This window comes from Kamptonema sp. PCC 6506 (genome assembly GCF_000180455.1).
Classification (GTDB): Bacteria; Cyanobacteriota; Cyanobacteriia; order Cyanobacteriales; family Microcoleaceae; genus Kamptonema; species Kamptonema formosum.
The window spans coordinates 1-21471 of sequence record NZ_CACA01000030.1; the positions used below are offsets into that span (position 1 = coordinate 1).

Sequence of the window (21471 nt, forward strand, 5' to 3'; positions counted from 1 at the left end):
TTGAGGCGAACCGGTGGGTGATGGCTGAGTTGACGGCTGCGGTTGAGGCGATGGAGTTGGCCCGACAGGAAGTGAAGCGCAGATTTTCTCATCATACTTAAAGTCAAAAACCAACGGGTACAGCTTCGGATTGCTGCTTGCTGGAAATTTATAAGTGGTAGCAGCATTTCTGGCTGCCAGATTGAGAATGCTATAACCTTGTGTTGCTAACAGTTCAGGAACAGCAGCGATCGCACCTTCCGGCTTGACAACTACCCCATAAATAACTCTGTCCTCAAGTTTTTGGGAACAGGCTTCTTTGGGGTAAGCCACTGGTACAGAAACGTACCGCGTCGGTTCCAAATTAGGATAAGCCTGCTGAAATCTGAGCAACAGAGAATTATATGTATTGACAAAAGCGATATTCTTTTCATCTGTTGCTGAAGTTGAGCCGCCTTGAGTACCAGCGTTCGGCGTTTGTCTAGCCTGACGTTCCGCCTCCATCTTTTGCCGCATTGCAGTTACTAAAGGACTTTCTGCCAGCCGATTTCTCTTAGTCGGATCTTGCACTGTTGGCGAAGGCGTTGTCGCAGCAGGATTTGTCCCTGAATCTGGAACTGTTGGGGGAACCTGTTTCGGATCGGGATTTGCAGCCGTTTTATTTGGGTTAGAGGCGTTTCCCCCTTGGGGAAAGTCTTCGGGTGTGTAGATTCTCGGAGGGTCAAACTGCGGTCTTCTATTATCTGTATTTCCTAGCCGCTCTAGGTCGCTTTCCATTTGGGGATCTGTTCGGCCTGGGTTCGGTTCTGGCAGAGGAAATCCTTGCAACGGTGGGGGTGGAATCACAGGATTTGGCTGCGATCGCAGGGAAGGCGGATTGATGAATGAGGGAAAATTTGGGGTTGGCGCAAATGCAGTTTGATTAGAGGGTGGGGGCGAATTTAATGGGGGTAAAGGCGCTGTGGGCGAAACAAAAGATGGCATCCCCGGCGGTAAGGAAGGTAACTGAATATCAGGGGGTTCCGGGGGCAAGGGTGGTATTAAATTAGGGGGTGCTGGAATGGGTGATATTGAAAATTGTGGTGGGGAGATTGGGGAAGGTAATGTTTGCGGTAAGCGCTTCATTTCTTCGGGAGTTAATTCCAGTACCTCAACTTTGCCGGCAGACTTTGGTTGTGGGGAAAATATGGATAGTACAGGGGCGCTTACTCCCAGTATTCCGTGAATGCCTACAGAGGCGATCGCTGCCCACCATGTCGGTTGGCGCAGTTGTTCAGTTAGACCAGTAAAGAGGGATGGAGAGTAAGACATACTAAATTGGGAATTGGTAATTGGTAATTGGTAATTGGTAATTGGTAATTGGTCAAATCGGTTACAGAATCCGTTGCCTAATTGATAATTTTTCTGCTATTGGGAGTGTTAATAATAATTTTGGATAATGAAATCAGCATCTTAGCATGGTTTATCTGGGAGTTGCCGGAGCTGATTTTAGGATGAGAGAGCGGTCTGGACTACCCTTGAGGGAAATAGGGTAATTTTAAGTGGGGCGATCGCGCAGTAGGTAATCAACTACTAGAGTGGGTAATGCGATTGGTTCTACCACAAAATGGCGATCGCTCAACTCATACCCCTGGAATAGCGCCGAAACCTACTGGTAGACACAACTTACTATTAAAACTACTACATCAGACTAATAGAGCGCTGTTTCCAATTTTGTTACGCGATCGTCTCTCTGAGTTCAGCCATATAGCAGTTGCCAAGGCAGTTAGGACATTCTGAATTTAAAACCCTGATTCTAAACCCTTCTTCCGTCTTCCCTAGCCCCTAGCCCCTAGCCCCTAGCCCCTATTAAACCGCCTTGGCGGTTGCCATACATCTTGATTACCACCGATATCGATGGCGCTTAAAGGGCGCACCCTCGAAACTGAGTACCTCTAGGGGGTAAATGGGGGCACCGCTTGCCATGTAATAAATCATTTCCCGCACTTCCTCTCCCCGTAGGGACAGTCGATCTAATTCTTTGAGAGAATACCATTGTGCGCCCAAGGTATATTCGTCAGGTTTGCTTTTGGGGGGGGTGCTGTCTTCTGGGCGGGCGACGAAAATTACTCTAACACGAGATCTACCCTTGGGCATGACTGTATGCTCAAAGCGGAGAATTCCTTCGAGTACGATGGGGATACCTGCTTCCTGTAAAGTGTTTCGCTGTGCTGCTTCCAGCAGGTTCTCTCCTGGTTCGACTCGGCCCGCAGGAAGATACCACTGCTGCTCATGCTTGCGCTCGTGTACCATTAGAAAACGGTTTTCTAAGTGAACGACAACTAGGGTAAAATACCATGTAGGAATTGGCTCGCGAGCCATAGAATCTTAGCTCAGTTGGATGTAAAGATCGGTAAACATATCCTGCAACTATAGTAGGGCTTTGGTGCGATCGCCAGTTTTCTAATATAAGATTTAGGCGAAGCGATCGCGAAACCCATAAACAGGGGGTTTTGAGATTCCTCCGTTTTTGAAGTGCTGTTGCTGAAATTTGAGGGGTGCGATCGCTCTTTACCTTTGCTGAGTCTCCACTTTATAATCGAGTACCCGCACTCAGCGATCGGGATACTGAAAGTATACTGATGGCAATATTCCCCCTATCTTTATTCCTCACTCACCGTTGTACTTAAACCTGCGGCTAAGTAAATCTGATGCGCTACCAAATGCCAGATAATTCCAATACCAATTACTCCCAAACCAACTAACCAGACTTGCCAATCCAGACAAAAAGCCAAAACTACGGAAGACAAAAGAGCTATCCAAGTTATTCCTATTGGATACAAACGTTCGTAATATAGGATAGGCAACACCTAGCTTAAAATCATAGCACAATTTACTCAAAAATTACTACCAAAAAAATCGATTGCATCCTTTAAAGCTGCAATAAATACATCAATTTCTTCACGAGTATTGTAAAAATACAAACTCGCCCTTGCACTAGCTCTAATACATAAATAACGGTGCAAAGGCTGGGTGCAATGATTACCAGCGCGAATCGCAACTCCCGCTTGGTCTAACATCTCAGATAAGTCATGAGGATGCAAATCTCCAACATTAAAAGCGGCTAAAGCTGCTCGACCTTCCCCATTAATATCAGGCTTCGGGCCATACAGCTTAATATCGGGAATTTCGCGCAATTTTTGGAAGAGATAAGCAGTCAATTCTACCTCATAAGCATGAATTTTATCCATACCAATGTTAGTTAAATAATCGACGGCTGCACCCAGAGCAATCGCCTCCCCAATTGCCGGAGTACCCGCCTCAAACTTATGGGGTAAATCGGCATAGGTAGAATGGTCAAGAAATACGTCGGCAATCATCTCACCACCGCCCATAAATGGAGGCATTGACCGCAATAAATCTAACTTGCCGTAAAGAAACCCAATGCCTGTAGGAGCGCACATTTTGTGACCAGAAGCTACTAGCCAATCACAATCTATTTCTTGCACATCTACGCTCAAATGTGGTAAACTTTGACAACCATCAATTAAAACTTTTGCACCATAATGGTGAGCGATTTGGCAAATTTCTTGGACGGGATTAATGCAGCCTAGAGTATTAGAAACGTGAACTACAGATACTAATTTAGTTTTGTCTGAAATTAGCTTTTTAAATAGTTCTAAATCAAATTCTTGGGTGTCGGTAAGTTCTACAAACTTCAGCACCGCGCCTGTTCTTTTTGCCACAAATTGCCAAGGGACAATATTGCTGTGATGTTCCATCACTGAAAGGATGATTTCATCCCCTGGTTCTAGATTACTAAATCCCCAAGAATAGGCGACTAAATTAATCGCTTCACTGGCATTGCGGGTGTAGATGATTTCTTGACGAGAAGCAGCATTTATAAAGGCAGCAATCTTGTCTCGCGCCGCTTCATAAGCATCTGTAGCTCTACCGCTGAGCGTATGCGCTCCTCGATGCACGTTAGAATTATCTTGCTGGTAATAATCCCGGAGAACATTGAGGACAGCTAAAGGCTTTTGAGAGGTGGCTGCATTGTCTAAATAAACCAGCGGTTGACCGTTAACGTCCTGTTGTAAAATTTGGAAGTCGGGGCGAACTTTAGATGCTAGGGTTTTTTCTTGAGTGATAGTCATTTTTTTGGTAATAGGTAATGAGGAATTAAAACTTTATGCTTCAGTACCGCCGGAGGTTAAAACCCCCGTCTAATAGTTAAAGTCGGTTGAAACCGACTGAAAACTTTAGTTAAAAATCGCTTGATGTTTAGTCCTCTTAATAGGACTTTAGCGATGAGACGGGGTTTTAACCCCAGCGGGTTGACAGCTTAGCAGGGAGGAAAATTAAGTACGACTCGCGACAATACGAGCCAGCATTACCCGCACCGCAGCCACAGGTAACTGATTGAGAATTTCGGCTGCAAAGGCATCAATTAACAAATGCCGACTGGTTGTTTCATCTAAACCGCGACTTTGCAGATAAAACATCTCATCATCTTCTAATTGACTGACAGTTGCACCGTGCGAACACTTAACATTATCCGCAACAATTTCTAACTGAGGCTTAGTATCAACCCGTGCTTTTGGTGATAGCAATAAATTGCGGTTTAGCTGTCCTGCATCAGTCAATTGTGCAAGCTTCGGTACAAAAACTTTGCCGTTAAATACAGCATGAGCTTTATCATCAACAATGCACTTATGTAGTTGGCGACTCATGCCGTGAGGATAATTAAAACCGATTACACTGTGAGTATCTGCCAACTGTTCGCCGCCAATTAGGGTTAAACCATTTAGCGTTGTCTCAGTTCCCTCACCTGCCTGAGTAACTTCTAAATTATGCCGCGATATTTTCGCACCCAAGCTAATAGCATGGCAGGTATAACGGCTATGTCGAGATTGCGATATCGTACTCTTGCCAATATGAAAGGCATCTCCACCTTCCCGCTGAATGCGAAGGTGATTAACAGTAGCATTTTCACCAACTACTATCTCTGTCATCGCATTCGTGAAAGTAGAAACATTGCCAATGGTTGCATAATCCTCAACCAATGTGATACTACTACCTGGTTCAGCTATTACTAAACAATGTGGCTGGCACATCACTGGAGTTGCACCAGCAATAGTAAAAAATAGCAAATGAATAGGAGTATCAATCGCCTTATCTTGGGGTACAAATACCACCGCCGCATCCACTAAACCCGCTATATTTAGAGCAGAAAAAACTTCACTTTGCTGCTGGTGCTTACTCAAATGCTCTCTAATTCGAGCATGGTAAGGGCCAGGTGCATTAGATAAATTTCCGGCATAAAACTCTAGCGCCAAAGTTGGCAGTAGGGAGGATTGAACGCTGGATAATTGGGGGGCATAATAACCATTGACGAATACTAATCGTAATGGCAAATCCTCCTTAGAGCTGACGGGTAAAGTGATATCAGACAAACCAATATCTAACTGCTTATTTTCAGCTACCTGAAAAGGAATTTCTAACAACGGCGACAAATTTGTAAACCGCCATTCCTCATCTTTTGTAGTTGGAAAAGCAGCAGCAAGCACGTACTCTGTTGCTATATCCCGCAAATCTTTTAACCCGTAAGCGCAAGTTTCACGCTTACCTTTACCAAGTTGGCGAAACTGACTAACTAAATTAGGTAAAAACTTTTCTCGATTAATAACTTGTGTAGTCATCGCGCCGCCACCTCTGATGCTTCAGCTTCTACTACCCAATCATAACCGCGTGCTTCCAATTCCAGCGCCAAATCTTTATTGCCAGTAGTCAGAATTCGCCCGCCTTCCATGACGTGAACATAATCGGGGACAATGTAATTTAACAACCGCTGATAATGGGTAATTACTAACATGGCATTCTCAGCATTTGCTAAGTGATTTACGCCAGTTGCGACAATTTTCAGCGCATCGATATCTAAACCCGAATCAGTCTCGTCTAAAATTGCTAATTTCGGTTCTAATAGCGCCATTTGCAGAATCTCATTCCGCTTTTTCTCGCCGCCAGAAAAACCCTCATTCACGCTGCGGTCGAGAAAAGCTGGATTCATCTTGACAATCTCCAGCTTTTGCTCTACTAAATCTTGAAAATCAAAAGTATCAAGTTCTTCTAATCCCTGATGCTTGCGACGGGAATTGTAAGCTACGCGCAAAAAGTCAAGATTACTCACTCCCGGAATTTCCAAGGGATATTGGAAAGCCAAAAATACACCCGCTAAAGAGCGTTCTTGCGGTGATAATTCCAGCAAATTTTGTCCCAAGAAAATTACCTCGCCACCCGTGACTGTATAAGCAGGATGACCAGCTAAAATTTTAGAAAAAGTGCTTTTCCCAGAACCATTTGGCCCCATAATCGCGTGAATTTCACCTGCTTTAATTTCTAGGTTCAAACCTTTAAGGATTTTCGTCCCATCAACATCAGCCGTTAAATTCTGAACTGACAATATAACTTGACTATTTTCAACAATCATTTCTCTTTTTTTCTCCTTTGCGCCTTCTGCGCCTTTGCGGTTCAATTTTACTTCACTTAAGAAGCATTCTAGTAGTTGCTTTTTTCATCTAAATTAACCCTCTTGATGAGGATGAAGGTGGGCAAAGCCCACCCAACAATTAACCAACACTGCCTTCTAACTTCAAGCTCAATAACTTGTCAGCCTCCACAGCAAATTCCATCGGCAATTGATTGAAAACATCCTTACAGAAACCGCTAATCATCATCGAAATCGCATCCTCTGGGGAAATTCCCCGTTGTGCAAAAAAGAACAATTGATCCTCTCCAATCTTGGAGGTAGAAGCTTCATGCTCAACCTTCGCGGTGTGATTTTGCACTTGAATATAAGGGAAAGTATTAGCCTGAGCATTATCGCCAATCAACATGGAATCGCACTGAGAATAATTCCGAGAACCCTTAGAATTGGGGCCCATTTTCACCAAACCACGATAGCTATTGGATGATTTTCCCGCCGAAATCCCCTTAGAAATAATTGTACTGCGGGTATTTTTGCCAATATGCACCATCTTAGTACCGGTGTCAGCTTGCTGCTTGTGATTGGTCAGGGCTACTGAGTAAAATTCTCCCACAGAATTGTCACCTACGAGCACGCAACTGGGATACTTCCAAGTAATTGCCGAACCGGTTTCAACTTGCGTCCAAGAAATCTTAGAATTGACTCCCTGACACAACCCGCGCTTGGTGACAAAGTTGTAAATGCCGCCTTTACCATTTTCGTCGCCTGCATACCAATTTTGCACTGTTGAATATTTGATGTCAGCATTATCTAATGCTACCAATTCTACAACAGCGGCGTGTAATTGGTTAGTATCAAACATCGGGGCGGTGCAGCCTTCCAAATAGCTAACACTGCTACCTGCTTCGGCGATAATTAATGTGCGTTCAAATTGCCCAGAATCGCCGTTATTGATGCGAAAATATGTAGATAATTCCATCGGGCATTTTACGCCTTTGGGAATATAGACGAAGGAACCGTCGCTAAATACGGCAGAATTGAGGGCGGCGAAGTAGTTATCACCTACGGGGACAACACTACCGAGATATTTTTCTATTAGTTCGGGGTAGTCTTTGACTGCTTCGGAAATCGAACAGAAAATTACGCCATCTTTGGCGAGTTTTTCTCTAAAGGTGGTAGCGACGGAAACGCTATCAAAAACTGCGTCAACGGCAACGTTACTAAGCCGTTTTTGCTCAGACAAGGAAATGCCTAGTTTCTCGAAGGTTTCTAACAAAACTGGGTCAACTTCTTCGAGACTATTTAGCTTTTTAGGTTTTTGCCGGGGTGCCGAATAATAAATGATTTCTTGGTAGTTGATGGGGGGGTAGCTGACGTGGGGCCAAGTGGGCTCGGTCATTTTCAGCCATTGCCTATAGGCCTTGAGCCTAAATTCCAGCATGAAGGCGGGCTCATTTTTCTTGGAGGAAATCAGGCGGACGACATCTTCGCTTAGGCCGCGAGGGATGGTGTCTGACTCGATTTCGGTGACAAAGCCGTATTTATAGGGCTGATTGACTAAGGTTTGGACGGTAGCGCTCATTATCTTGTGTTCTCTAGTGTTCTGGACGATTCTCTGCGGATGGCAGACGGTGAAGGCCGTCTGGGTAGAGCTTGTTCTGGGGGAAGGCTCTGGGTTAAACAACAGATTTGTTGCTTAAGTATATTTTAAGCTACATTAACAACAGCGATCTTGTCAAAGTCAAAGAGATTATATTAAGAGTTACCAGGGATTACTTGTCATTGCGAGCCAAGCGAAGCAATCCCAGCCGCAACGAGATTGCTAAGCCCTAACAGGCCGGCTATGCCAACGCTTGGCTCGCAATGACGTATTTTCGTCAAAATGTGTAAATCCTGTATATTTTTGTAAACAAGATGATGACGACTACTCAGCAGCATTCCACGAAACAAGATATCCTGCAATATTTGCTTAGGGAAGGTAAGGGGACGGCCCTAGAGTTGGCGGAGTCTCTGGATGTAAGTCCGCAGGCAATTCGTCGCCACCTCAAGGACTTGGAAACTGAAGGGTTGATTCAGTATCAATCGCTACAGGTAGGGATGGGGCGACCCCAGCATATTTATGAGCTTACAAGTCAAGGGCGCGATCGCTTTCCTAACCGTTATGGCGAGTTTGCAGTTTCCCTTCTTGATACTTTAGCCGAAACTGTGGGCCGTGAGGGTGTGATCGCATTGTTAGAAAAACAATGGGAACGCAAGGCGATGGAATATCGCCGTCTGGTGGGAAAAGGTTCTGTAGAAGAACGGGTAGCGAGGTTGGTAGAACTTCGCAGGATTGAGGGCTACATGGCTGAATGCTATCCTGTAGATGATAGCGATACTCAGAATCAGGGTGCGGGGAATAAATTTATATTTATGGAACATAATTGTGCAATTTCTAATGTTGCTGAGACTTTCCCCAGCGTCTGTGGTAATGAGTTAGAAATGTTTGCAGAGGTGCTGCCAGATTGTACGGTACAGCGGACTCACTGGATTATTAATGGTGAGCATCGGTGCGGTTATTTGATTACCAGTAAATGAGCTAAAAGTGCCAATAGTTCACAATCATATCTATATCCATTACTAATTACTGAAGCTCGAATTACTATGCAACCTTTAGCGCAATTTTTAACAGCAGAAGAGTGTGCGGAAGTTGATATTGCTCTGCTCTCAGCAAAAGAGAAATTTTCGACACGGCTAGCGATTTATGCTTTGAGAGTGCTTAAACAAATAGCACAAGAAACAGGTTTAACTGTGGAAGCGATAACGAATCAGCAGGTAGCAAATTGGATTGAGAAGGATGAAAGTATTAAGCAAGAAATAGAAGTTGATGCTAGTTTTAAGAGCTTTTTTACTAATTTGGTGATTTCATCTTTGCGACCCTTAAAGCAGATTTCCCTAGAAACTGGGGAGTCAATGGATAATTTAACAGTCAAACAAGTGGTTGCGTGGTTTGAAAAAGATGGTAAGATTAGGAGAGAACAGGGTATTGATGCGGCGTTTTTGAAATTGTAAACGGAGCAAAGCTTTATATGGCTAGTCGTGCTGACAAATCTTCCAAGCTAATTGACAAAGCTACGGTTTTAGCCAAATCTGGCAATTGGGGAGAAGAGGCCAGGAAAATAAATAGTTCGATTATTGAGTTAGACCCCAAAAATGCTGATGCTCATACGCGGTTGGCGCGGTGTCATGTTTTATTGGGAAATCTCGATAGTGCGGAACAAGTCTATGAAAAAGTGCTGAAAATTTATCCTGAGAATTTAGTGGCTAAAAATAATCTGTCTAAGCTAAAAAAGAATCGACCTTTATTTACGGGAGATAAACTCCTCTAGTTAGTAACGATAAGTGAACGGGCGAGCGCCGGATTTGAGAAGGATACTAAGATTCGGCGCAAGCTAAAGGGCAGTTATTTTTAGATTAAAATTACGAGCGGGAGAAATAAACGGAACTATCCTGTTATTTCTCCTATAATTCCTATGAAAATTAACTTAAAGTCATGGGGTTTTTAAAATATTCTGTAAAATTTAGGGCGGACAAAAGTATATATAAAGAGGAAATCTCTCATATTTTTTAGTCGTCTTAGTAAATATTGATATTCTGCGATCGAGAGGTGCTGCCAATGCTAATGCTACTATTCTATGTAGGTAAAAACCTTTACGCACTTGATACTTCTCAGGTAGTTGAAGTTATACCTAGAGTAATTCTTAGGAAAACTTACCAAATGCCTGATTACGTGGCAGGTATGTTTCAATATCGCTCTGCGATTGTACCAGTCATCGATCTGTGCCATTTAATTCAAGGACAGCCAAGTTGCTCCTACTTAAGCACTCGAATTATCATGGTAAATTACGTTGGGAAAGATAACGCTAAGCGTTGTATTGGATTGATGGCGGAACGAGTAACGGAAACATTAAATAAGCCAGATAGCGATCTTGAAGATGCCGCCACCCACTTAAATGAAGCTGCTGGTTATTTAGGAGAAATGATTATGGATGATAAAGGTATGATTCAGCGTATTAGGTTAGAATATTTGCTGTCCGATCCCCAGCACCAATATTTACTAGCAGGAAAGAACGATGACCGTAACGCTCCAAGCTCAAATTGAGTCACTCCTGAAAGATAAAATGGGTTGGTCTGCGAGCATTCTTGGCTCTAAGGAAATTGCCAGAGCTGTAAAAAAACGGATGCTAGCTGAGGATTCGCCCGATCTACAAACTTATCTACAGCAATTGCAAATATCAACCCAAGAATTAGAAGAACTAATTGAATTATTAATTGTACCGGAAACTTGGTTTTTTCGAGATTGGGAACCATTTACTTTTTTAGAGCGGTATGTCAAAGCAGAGTGGCTACCAATGCAATATCACCGCATCTTGCGCGTACTCAGCGTACCCTGTTCTTCGGGAGAAGAGCCTTACTCAATTGCTATGACCCTCCTCAAGGCCGGTTTGACACCTAACCAATTTCAAATTGATGCCGTAGACATTAGTAAAAGATCCTTAGATAAAGCTCGAGAAGCCGCGTACAGCCCCAATTCATTTCGGGTAAAGAATCTAGAATTTCAGAATCTCTATTTTACCAAAGTTGCCAATAAATATCACTTGCATGACCTAGTTAGAACTGCTGTTAATTTCATGCAAGGAAATCTAGTTGCTCCGAATTTTACGAACGGCAAAAATCCTTATGATGTCATCTTCTGCCGCAACGTCTTAATTTATTTTGACGATGCAGCTAGAGCTAAAGCAATTGGCACTTTAAATAGTTTATTGAAAAATGAAGGGCTGCTGTTTTTAGGACACGCCGAGCAAGCACAGATATTAGCATCTTCGTTTATCTCAGTACAACATCCTTTTGCTTTTGCCTACCAAAAAAAAGACAAAAATAAAGGCAGAGCGAGAAATGAAGAAAGAGTGCAAATTAGAAATAAGCACTTAACATCTACCTCAGATTTTAGTCCTCGCTCAGAGCGAAAAAACAACTTTCCTCAATTCAGGGAGAACGATTTCACAGTCAAAAGACAAAATGCTACACTCACAAATCAGGAGTCTACAGAATTGAGAACTGCTTTCTCGAACGGTCAAAAAATATCTGCTAAAGAAATAATTTCTGGTCAAAACTTAATTAACCTGCCAGTTTCCAACCTTGAAAATGCACGGAAGTTAGCCGATACAGGACAGTTAAGCGAATCTGGTAGAATTTGCGAAGCTTATCTCAAAGAAAACAGTACCAGCGTTGAGGCTTATATCTTACTAGGGCAAGTTTATCAAGCTAAAGGGATGGAAAATCAGGCAGAGCAATGCTTTCAAAAAGCAGTTTATCTTGAACCTAACAACTCTGACGCACTCCTGCATCTGGCTTTACTTAAAGAACAGGGTGGGGATCTTGCTAGAGCAGCCGTCTTACGGCAACGTATCCAGCGCCTGCAAAAGCCTTAGATAAGTAGACATCGGTTAGCTAAACTGATAAAGTTTGACTGACTACTGAAAACTGATAACTGACAAACAATAAAAATTGGCTCAAAATTAAATGCTTGGAAACTTAAAATTAAGAGAACGTCTACTCGTTGGATATGCAATACCCACCATTGTGTTCATCATATTTGCCACAATGGTTTTTTTTAATAGTCGGCAAACAGCCGAAACTTTCCAAAGTGTAAATACAGCCCAAAATATGATTATTGAAACCGATGATATGATTTTGAGGGTTTCGTTGATGGCTAGGCAAGTTCGCGGTTATCTACTGGTTGGCAATGCTGAGGGTGCTTTACAATCTTTTGATAAAGAAGAAAATAATTTTGAGGAGGCAGCTAACCGTGCCCAAAGGCTCATCAAAACAATAGGAGAGCGAGAACAGGAACAAAGATTTGCAAGAATGCTTGAAATCAAAAATCAGTTTCAAGAGTTGGCTAAAAGAACTTTCGTTCTGAAAGATCAAGGTCAGCAAAAACAGGCAGTAGATTCGTATTTGGCAGAATCTAAAAACATTCTTGGAGAATTCGACAAATTGCTCCGGGAATTTCGCCAAGAACAGCTTGACATATTGGCAAAACATATTGGGCGCACAGAAAGTGCTCTTAGTTCCCTAAAAATTGCATCTATAGTCATTCCCATAATAGCTTTAGCTATAGCTTTGACGGTGGGATTTCTAATTTCACAAATTGTAGAGGGAATAATTAGCAGAGTTGCTCAGGTACAAGGACAGGCAGAAAAGGTGGCTACTGGGGATCTGAGCACGAAAGTGGAAGTTTTTGATAATACTAAGGATGAAATTGGAAAATTACAGCTTGCTTTCGTTAAAATGACTGAAAACCTGAATTCATTAATCCGCCAAGTTCAACAATCCGGAATTCAAATTACCTCTTCTGCCACCCAAATTGCAGCTTCAGGCAAGCAACTAGAAGCAACAATCACCGAACAAGTTGCTTCCACCAATCAGGTAGCCGCTACAGCCAGAGCAATTGCTACCACTTCTGGACAATTGGTAAAAACAATGGATGAAGTTGAACATACATCTAATATAACTGCACAGTCGGCTGGTGAGAGTCAAAAAGATTTGATGCAGATGGAAAAAACGATGCGGAAGTTGGCAGATGCTACAGGGAGCATTTCTAACAAACTTGGAGTAATTAGCGATAAAGCCAATAACATTAATAGCATCGTTACTACGATTACAAAAGTAGCGGATCAAACAAATTTACTCTCATTAAATGCGGCCATTGAAGCGGAAAAAGCTGGGGAATACGGAACTGGGTTTGCGGTGGTGGCGCGTGAAATTCGCCGTTTAGCTGACCAAACGGCAGTGGCGACATTAGATATCGAGAATATGGTCAAAGAAATGCAAAGTGCTGTTTCTACAGGGGTAATGGAAATGGATAAGTTTACCAAAGAAGTAGAGCTAGGAGTGGAAGATGTTCGTAATATTGGCACAAAATTAGATACAATTATTGACCAAGTGCAAAACCTAACTCCTCGCTTTCAACAGGTGACAGGCAGCATGGAAGGGCAGTCACAGGGGGCGCAGCAAATTAGCGAGGCAATGGTGCAGCTCAGTGAAGCTTCATCGCAAACAGCTCAATCCTTGCGTGAGATTAACGGTGCTATTAGCCAATTAAATGAGGCGGCACAAGGCTTGCGTCAAGAAGTCTCTCGTTTTAAAGTTGCAAGTAGTTGACTTTAAAAAATCAATACAAATGTAGAGTTTGATAGCATTAAACTTCCCAGGCAAATTATCATGTTTGACAAAATGAACTTCCGAACACGCCTCATCTTTACTTATTCGATTCCCGCAATATTATTCATATTGTTGAGTGGGCTAGTATATGTAAATGCTTCTCGCTCACTTGAACTTTATAAGCACACAAGAATAGGGCGGAATACCCTTCTAGGGACAAAGGAAATGATGTTGAGAGCTTCCATGATGGCTAGACAAGTTCGCGGCTATCTACTTGTGGGAAATGCTGAGGGTGCTTTACAATCTTTTGAGAACCAGAAAAATCTGTATTTGGAAGCTAGGAAAGAGGTAGAAATACTAATTTCAGACAATTCCAATGCCCAACAAAAAGAAAAATTCACTAAGATGATAGAGCTAGAAAATCAATTTGAAGAACTATCGAAAAGAACTTTCCGTTTGAGAGATGAAGGTAAGCTACAAGAGGCGGTAACTACATATCTGGCAGAATCGAAAAACAATTTAGGAGAATTCGACAAAATAAATGAAGAATTTACCCAAATCGAGCAAGAATCTTTGAAATCGATGAGTGAGGAAACAGAAAGAGCGATTAAGTTAATAAGTTTATCATCTATAGCCATTACAGCCATAGCCCTAGTGGTGGCATATATGATCTTTAACCTAGCGAAAAACTTGAGTGCATTAATTCAACAGATACAGCAAGCAGGGATTAAAATTACTAGCTCTAGCACCCAAATCGCAGCTTCTGGGAAGGAACTTGAAGCAACCATGACGGAACAGGCGGCCTCCACTAATGAGATAGCTGCCACAATCAAGGAGATTGCTGCAACATCTTCACAACTGGTGAAGACTATGGATGAAGTTGAATATACATCGCAAGCTACGGCTCAGGGGACGGTGAATAGTCAAAAAGAATTAATACAGATGGAAAAAACTATGCGGATATTAGCAGAGGCAACTAATACGATTTCCTCAAAACTGGGGACAATTAGTGATAAAGCTAATAATATTAACAGCATTGTTACTACTATTACAAAAGTAGCGGATCAAACTAATTTACTCTCGCTTAATGCGGCAATTGAAGCGGAAAAAGCTGGGGAGTACGGAACGGGGTTTGCTGTGGTGGCGCGTGAAATTCGCCGCTTAGCCGATCAGACAGCAGTGGCGACATTAGATATTGAGAACACGGTAAAAGAGATGCAAAGCTCAGTTTCAACAGGGGTAATGGAAATGGATAAGTTTACTAAAGATGTAGAGCGAGGTGTGGAAGATGTCCGTAATATTGGCACAAATTTAGAGTCGATTATTGGGCAAGTACAAACCTTAACTCCTCGCTTTCAACAGGTCAGTACCAGCATGGAAGGACAGTCAGAAGGGGCAAATCAAATCAGTGAAGGAATGGTGCAGCTAAGCGAAGCTTCTTCGCAAACTACTCAATCTCTACGTGAGATTAACAATGCGATCGCAGACTTGAATGAAACGGCACACGGCTTACGTCAGCGAGTCTCTGGTTTTAATGTTGGTTAGAGATAATGATTCTACAGTAAATTAGGTAGAAATGAAAGTAATGAGTAATGATTGCTGGAACAAAATAGGAGTTGAGGGCGATCGTTCCTGCGAGCAACTCAAAGCAGTAATACACTGTCGGAACTGCCCCGTTTATTCTGCGGCTGGACGCAGTTTATTAGAAAGGGAAGCACCACCAGAGTATGTAAATGAGTGGACAGAGGTACTAGCAAAAAGTCATCCAGATCATTATCAAACACCACTTGGCGGGACTATAGTTCCTTCAGGAGAAACTATATCAGTTGCGATCTGTCTACTAGGTGGTGAATGGTTAGCTCTGCCAGTAAGGTTGCTTCAGGAAGTAACAGATCCCTGTGTTATTCATACCTTACCTCACCGCAACAGCGAACTTTTTATGGGTTTGGTCAACATTAGAGGTGAAATTCTAATGTGTGTTTCCCTCCAGCATCTTCTTGACCTGCAAGCTAACGTTAACTCTTCAGAACGTCCCACTTCTGTTGCTGCTAAAAGGATGATAGTTGTGGCAAAAAAAGATAATCGCTGGGTTTTTATCGTTGACGAAGTTTGCGGTATTCATCGCTTCCAGCTCGGAGAATTACAAAATACACCCGTAGTGATTTCAAAAGCATCAGAAGCTTATACAAAAGGGGTAATTCTGTGGCAGGGGCATAAGGTGAATTACCTCGATGCTGATTTATTATTTTATACCTTAAATAGGAGAATATTATGAGCGAGAGTACAATGCTAGATGTATTCCAGCAAGAAGTGGAAGCCCAAATAGCCATATTAAATCAGGGTTTCATCTCTCTGAAAACTGAACCGCAGTCTGGTCAAAAGCTGGAGCCATTGATGCGTGTTGTTAATGCGATCCAAGGAACCGCTAGGCTTGTTGAAATTGATGCTGCTATTAACCTGGCTCAAATTATAGAAAATTGCCTCGATCGCGTCCAAAAGCAAAGCTTTATACTAGGTAATACTGAAATTGACGTACTACTAGAAGGAGTTGATTTACTTTTCAATATTAGCCACCTCAAGGAAGAAACTTTAGAGAGTTGGATTTTAGAAAATCAAGAAAATATCGATACACTTACAAATAGTATTGACACTCTACTTACATCAAGCGTGCAATCAGTTTCTCAGCCAAAAGTAGAATTTAAAAGTTTGCCTACAAAATCAGAAATCCCAAGTTTAGAAGTAGGTTTAGAAGATGATAGTAAGAGCCAACAGATAACAGTTTCCCCTAATATACCTGCTGCTATAAAATCTTCCCCCATTTCTAATCCAGAAGAGATCGGAGATGAACAAGTAACAGTTACTAAATATAGTCAAGATGCTCTAGAGCTAGATGAGATCTCAACCATCGGTGACACTTCAATGGTGGAGTTATTTAAGCTGGAAGTAGAGGCCCAAGCCGCTGTTTTAAGCGAGGGACTGCTAGCCCTGGAAAGTCAACCAGGCTCTCCTAAAGTTTTAGAGTCTTTGATGCGGGCAGCCCATTCTGTTAAAGGAGCTGCACGTATTGTTGCCCTGGATGCTGCTGTTAATTTAGCTCATGTTATGGAGGACTGTTTTGTAGCAGCACAAAACCAAAAGATTACTCTGGAAGCAGAGGGAGTTGATGTGTTACTGCATGGAGTCGATCTGCTGACAAATATCAGTCAGCAAGGGCAAATTTGGGTTAAGGAATATCAGCAGGATATTGAAACTACCAGAGAGGAAATTTATGCTCTTTTGACACCCGGAAACTCACCAGTTCAAAGGACTCAAAGCTTACCTTCACAGCAGAAAAATCAGGGACAAACAATTGGCATACAAAAACAAGAAATCGTTGTTGCCACTCCCGGTACTATCCAAACACAACCAAAGACTGAAAATAAGTTCGATGAAACTAACTCCATTATTAATCCAATATCTGGCTATATAGATCAAGCAAAATTGCCCGCAGCAGATAGTAGTGCTAGCGATCGCGTTGTACGGGTAAGTGCCGAAAACTTAAATCGGATCATGGGTTTAGCTGGCGAATCTCTAATCGAAGCAAATTGGCTTCAGCCTTTTGCAGATTCCCTAACTATTCTCAAGAAACGGCAACTAGAATTGTCAAAAATTTTAGAGGTTTTTCAACAAAATTTAACAGTTAATCACCATCAAGATACAGAGAGCTATTTAGAAGCCGCTCGAACAAAAGAGCGAGAATGCCGTCAGATTTTGAACGATCGCCTGATAGAATTAGAATTATATGCCCGTCGCACTAGCAATCTTTCCGATCGCCTCTATCAGGAGGTAATCCAATCTAATATGCGCCCTTTTGCCGATGGTGTGCAGGGATTTCCCCGCATGATCCGAGATTTAGCTCGGAAGCTCAATAAGCAAGTAAAATTTGAAATTATTGGCAAATCTACACCAGTAGATCGTGATATTATCAAAAAACTAGAAGCGCCCCTCACCCACATTTTAAGGAATTCTATAGATCACGGTCTTGAGCTTCCTGAAGAGCGCATAGCCGCAGGTAAACCAGCAGAAGGAACTGTGCGGTTAGAAGCAGTCCATCGAGGAGGAATGCTATCAATTACCATCACTGACAATGGGAGAGGAATTAACTTTGATTGGCTGCGCCAAAAAATTCTTAATAAGAACCTAGCAACACCCGAAATAGTAGCTCAGCTCAGTGAAAGTGAACTGATGGAATTTCTATTTTTACCAGGATTTTCTACCGCCAAACAAGTCACAGAAATTTCTGGTCGCGGTGTGGGTTTAGATATTGCTAAAAGCATGGCGCACGAAGTTGGAGGAACGGTCAGAGCAAGTTCTACTTTGGGAAAAGGTACGACTTTTCACTTCCAATTGCCTTTGACTCTCTCAGTTGTTCGCACCCTGTTAGTAGAAATATCCGGCGAACCATATGCCTTTCCTTTAGCGCGGATTGAGCAAATTGTCAATGTGAATAAAGAAGAAATTTCCTCAGTGGAAAATCGGCAATATTTCACTATGGACAATAAGAATATCGGCTTAGTAGCTGCTTATCAAGTTTTAGAATTGAAGCAACCTCCGCCTCCTTCTAATACTTTGTCTGTGGTTGTGATCAGCGAACAATCAGATTATTACGGACTGGTGGTAGATCGATTTTTGGGCGAACACGATTTAGTGGTAAGACCATTAGATCCCCAGCTCGGTAAAGTTCAGGATATTAGTGCTGCGGCTCTAATGGGAGACGGTTCTCCTATCCTAATTGTTGATGCTTCTGACTTGATGCGTTCAGTTGATAATTTGCTTAACAACAGTCAATTGAACCGTGTTATTAACAGTTCTGATAAATTTGTTGTAGAGGGCCCCAAGAGTATTCTGGTCGTGGATGATTCAATTACGGTGCGAGAAATGCAACGAAAATTGTTACAAAACAAAGGTTACAATGTTGATGTTGCGGTCGATGGAATGGAAGGTTGGCACGCGGTTTCTACAAATCACTACGATTTGGTAATTAGTGATGTTGATATGCCGCGCATGAATGGAATCGAATTTACCACCAAGATTAAAAATAATCCTAAATTCAGTTCAATTCCAGTGATTATTGTCTCCTATAAAGACCGTGAAGAAGACCGTATACGTGGCTTAGAAGCTGGAGCAGATTATTACTTAACGAAAGCTAGTTTTCAGGACGATACATTGGTAAACGCCGTTTACGATTTAATTGGTCATTAGTTAGTGCTTGGTGGTTAGTGTTTAATTGTTGATTGTTGGGTATTAATACTACTAATCTAGCAATTATGTAAAACCATTTATAACACTGCGAAGAGGCAGCAGTACGATGAGCGTAAGTCTGATAATTCTAACAACTAACCCTAACAACTAACAACTAACAACTAACAACTAACAACTAACCAATAATATGAGAATTGCAATTGTAAACAACATGGTGATGGCAGTAGAAACGCTACGGCGCGTCTTGATGACTGTCAAAGAATATCAAGTGGCTTGGATAGCTCGTGATGGTGCTGAAGCAGTTAGCAAATGTGCCCAGGATACTCCTGACATAATTCTGATGGATTTGCTCGTGCCGATCGTGGATGGAGTAGAGGCAACTCGCCAGATTATGAAGAATTCTCCTTGCGCGATTGTAGTAGTAACAGCTAGCGTTGAAAAAAATGCTTCTAAAGTATTTGAAGCAATGGGATATGGAGCATTAGATGCCGTTAGTACACCAGTTTTAGGAGCTGGCGGTAATCCAGAATCAGCTCAAGCTTTGCTTGCTAAAATAGTGACTATTGGTAAACTAATTGGTAAATCAGCACCAGCTTATAAATCTAGAATCCCTATCCAAAGTCCTAAATCTATATTTTCACCTCTAGCATCCCGAATTCCTCCCTTAGTTGCGATCGGTTCTTCTACTGGAGGGCCAAATGCTCTCGCAAAGATCCTTTCTCATTTACCAGCAAACTTTGGTGCAGCAGTAGCTATCATCCAGCACGTAGATGCACAATTTACTCCTAGTTTGGTAGAATGGCTGAATGAACAAACCCCTCTGAGTGTGGAGTTAGCATCCGAAGGTAGTCGTTTAGAAGTAGGAAAGGTATTAATTGCCGGGACAAACGATCACCTTTCATTACAACCAAATTTCAACTTAAGTTATACGAAAAACCCAATTGATTATCCCTATCGCCCTTCAGTTGATGTATTTTTTAAAAGTGTTGCTCATTACTGGCATCGGCAAGGAACTGCTGTGCTACTAACAGGAATGGGCCGAGATGGAGCGGAAGGGCTAAATTTATTACGGGCAAAAGGATGGCATACCATCGCCCAAAATCAGGCAAGTTGTGTGGTTTATGGAATGCCGAAAGCCGCAGTAGAATTAGGCGCTGTGGTGGAAATTTTACCCCTAGATGCTATCGCTTCTACTTTAATTAAGCAATTAGCAATGAACCGTTAGTTACTTCTTCTTACTTTTTATATTCTGGTCAATATCTCAAAAGGAAGTGAATTCAATGATAGCAGAAATGATAGAAGATCCGATTACCGTCTTGCTCATCGACGACCAGCCAATGATCGGCGAAGCGGTTCGTCGAATGTTACTTCCCGAAAAAGATATCACATTTCATTACTGTAACGACCCTACTCAAGCCCTAAAAGTGGCTAGAGCGTGTCAGCCTACTGTCATTTTACAAGACTTAGTTATGCCAGAAATGGAGGGACTGGTTTTAGTGCGCTTTTTGCGAGCAAAAAATGCTCCCACGAGATATGTTCCCTTAATTGTTCTTTCTAGTAAAGAAGAACCGCTAATCAAAGCTAAAGCTTTTGCATTAGGTGCTAATGATTATGTAGTTAAACTCCCCGATAAAGCGGAACTGATCGCCCGTATTCGATATCATTCTAAAGCTTATGTAAATCTTCTCAAGCGCAACGAAGCTGAAGCTATCCTCCAAGCGGAAAACTTTCGGATGGCTAAAGAGCTAGATATGTTGCGTCAAATGCAACAGATGATTCTACCTACATCGGACGAACTAGACGCGATTGAAGGTTTAGAAATTGCAGGGTTTATGGAACCTGCTGATGAAGTAGGTGGCGACTACTATGACGTTCTTTATGTAGACGGTGTTGTTACTATTGGGATCGGTGATGTCACGGGACACGGACTCGAAAGTGGTATTTTGATGGTAATGACGCAAACAGCAGTCCGCACTCTTAAAGAAATTCGAGAACTCGATCCAGTTAAATTTTTAGATGCACTCAACCGCACTATTTATAAAAATGTGACTCGGATGAATTCTGAAAAGAATTTAACATTAGTCATTCTTACTTATACAAAAGGTAGAGTCAGCATCAGCGGTCAGCATGAGGAAACTCTTGTAGTGCGAAAAGGCGGTCATGTTGAACGCATTAATACGATGAATTTAGGTTTTCCTATTGGATTAGATGAGGAAATTATTGAGTTTATCAATCATACTACGATTGAATTAAAAGAGGGCGATGGAATCGTGCTTTATACGGATGGAATCCCGGAAGCATATAACATCCAGAAAAAACAATATGGGCTTGAAAAACTATGTGAAGTTATTAGTAAAAGTTGGGATGGCTCTGCCGAAGAAATTAAGCAAGCAATAATTGACGATCTTAAAGAATTTATTGGTTTACAAAAGGTTTTTGATGACATTACTTTAGTGGTGATCAAACAACAAGAACAATATGAGGAGATGGAAGCATTGGAGGAAGAGGAACCTATAGAGGAAGTGACGGAAACGGTGAAGGCAAAGAAGAAATTCAACTTTTTTGGGAAATGATATTCC

General features: G+C 42.1%; 18 protein-coding genes. 11 read left to right on the plus strand and 7 right to left on the minus strand.

Annotated elements, in window-relative coordinates; all coding sequences use genetic code 11:
- The 7 genes from OSCI_RS01655 to sufB all read right to left on the minus strand — a co-directional run.
- Positions 1-1290: energy transducer TonB (locus OSCI_RS01655; RefSeq protein ID WP_039961530.1), on the minus strand; the 1290-nt coding region annotated here is incomplete at its 3' end.
- A gap of 570 nt (positions 1291-1860) precedes the next feature.
- Complete coding sequence (locus OSCI_RS01660) at positions 1861-2340, minus strand: NUDIX domain-containing protein (protein ID WP_007353108.1); 480 nt, start codon at positions 2338-2340, stop codon at positions 1861-1863.
- A gap of 281 nt (positions 2341-2621) precedes the next feature.
- On the minus strand, positions 2622-2768 hold the full coding sequence (locus OSCI_RS01665; RefSeq protein ID WP_019487600.1) for a hypothetical protein: 147 nt from the start codon (positions 2766-2768) through the stop codon (positions 2622-2624).
- Between the two features lie 87 nt (positions 2769-2855).
- Positions 2856-4115, minus strand: coding sequence for a SufS family cysteine desulfurase (locus tag OSCI_RS01670; RefSeq protein ID WP_007353110.1), 1260 nt, complete (start codon positions 4113-4115; stop codon positions 2856-2858).
- A gap of 204 nt (positions 4116-4319) precedes the next feature.
- Positions 4320-5660, minus strand: coding sequence for a Fe-S cluster assembly protein SufD (gene sufD / locus OSCI_RS01675; protein ID WP_007353111.1), 1341 nt, complete (start codon positions 5658-5660; stop codon positions 4320-4322).
- Positions 5657-6448 (minus strand): Fe-S cluster assembly ATPase SufC, encoded by a 792-nt coding sequence (gene sufC / locus OSCI_RS01680; protein ID WP_007353112.1) that lies wholly within the window; start codon positions 6446-6448, stop codon positions 5657-5659. Before sufC ends, sufD begins: the two co-directional genes overlap by 4 nt.
- Positions 6449-6587: 139 nt before the next feature.
- Entirely contained in the window at positions 6588-8027 is a 1440-nt protein-coding gene (gene sufB, locus OSCI_RS01685) for a Fe-S cluster assembly protein SufB (RefSeq protein WP_007353113.1), read from the minus strand.
- Between the two features lie 332 nt (positions 8028-8359).
- Here sufB and sufR point away from each other — a divergent pair, with 332 nt between their 5' ends.
- The 11 genes from sufR (at position 8360) to OSCI_RS32200 (ending at position 21465) form a co-directional block, all read left to right on the plus strand.
- On the plus strand, positions 8360-9022 hold the full coding sequence (gene sufR / locus OSCI_RS01690; protein WP_007353114.1) for an iron-sulfur cluster biosynthesis transcriptional regulator SufR: 663 nt from the start codon (positions 8360-8362) through the stop codon (positions 9020-9022).
- A gap of 66 nt (positions 9023-9088) precedes the next feature.
- Positions 9089-9496, plus strand: coding sequence for a hypothetical protein (locus OSCI_RS01695; RefSeq protein ID WP_007353115.1), 408 nt, complete (start codon positions 9089-9091; stop codon positions 9494-9496).
- Positions 9497-9513: 17 nt separating this feature from the next.
- Entirely contained in the window at positions 9514-9813 is a 300-nt protein-coding gene (locus OSCI_RS01700; RefSeq protein ID WP_007353116.1) for a tetratricopeptide repeat protein, read from the plus strand.
- Positions 9814-10100: 287 nt separating this feature from the next.
- Positions 10101-10586, plus strand: a complete 486-nt coding sequence (locus OSCI_RS01705; RefSeq protein WP_007353117.1) for a chemotaxis protein CheW — start codon at positions 10101-10103, stop codon at positions 10584-10586.
- The gene (locus tag OSCI_RS01710) at positions 10558-11916 is read left to right on the plus strand and encodes a CheR family methyltransferase (protein WP_007353118.1); all 1359 of its coding nucleotides are present in this window, start codon (positions 10558-10560) and stop codon (positions 11914-11916) included. The genes OSCI_RS01705 and OSCI_RS01710 overlap by 29 nt, the downstream gene beginning before the upstream one ends.
- A 91-nt stretch (positions 11917-12007) precedes the next feature.
- On the plus strand, positions 12008-13651 hold the full coding sequence (locus OSCI_RS01715) for a methyl-accepting chemotaxis protein (protein WP_007353119.1): 1644 nt from the start codon (positions 12008-12010) through the stop codon (positions 13649-13651).
- Positions 13652-13876: 225 nt separating this feature from the next.
- Positions 13877-15196: a methyl-accepting chemotaxis protein gene (locus tag OSCI_RS01720; RefSeq protein WP_007353120.1), complete on the plus strand. Its 1320-nt coding sequence runs from the start codon at positions 13877-13879 to the stop codon at positions 15194-15196.
- A gap of 40 nt (positions 15197-15236) precedes the next feature.
- Positions 15237-15926, plus strand: coding sequence for a chemotaxis protein CheW (locus tag OSCI_RS01725; RefSeq protein ID WP_007353121.1), 690 nt, complete (start codon positions 15237-15239; stop codon positions 15924-15926).
- The gene (locus OSCI_RS01730; RefSeq protein WP_007353122.1) at positions 15923-18892 is read left to right on the plus strand and encodes a response regulator; all 2970 of its coding nucleotides are present in this window, start codon (positions 15923-15925) and stop codon (positions 18890-18892) included. The genes OSCI_RS01725 and OSCI_RS01730 overlap by 4 nt, the downstream gene beginning before the upstream one ends.
- Positions 18893-19079: 187 nt before the next feature.
- Complete coding sequence (locus OSCI_RS01735) at positions 19080-20117, plus strand: chemotaxis response regulator protein-glutamate methylesterase (protein WP_019487594.1); 1038 nt, start codon at positions 19080-19082, stop codon at positions 20115-20117.
- 67 nt (positions 20118-20184) lie between these two features.
- Positions 20185-21465 carry a SpoIIE family protein phosphatase gene (locus OSCI_RS32200; RefSeq protein ID WP_407635897.1) on the plus strand — a complete coding sequence of 427 codons (1281 nt, stop codon included), beginning with the start codon at positions 20185-20187 and terminating at the stop codon, positions 21463-21465.
- Positions 21466-21471 lie beyond the last annotated feature (6 nt).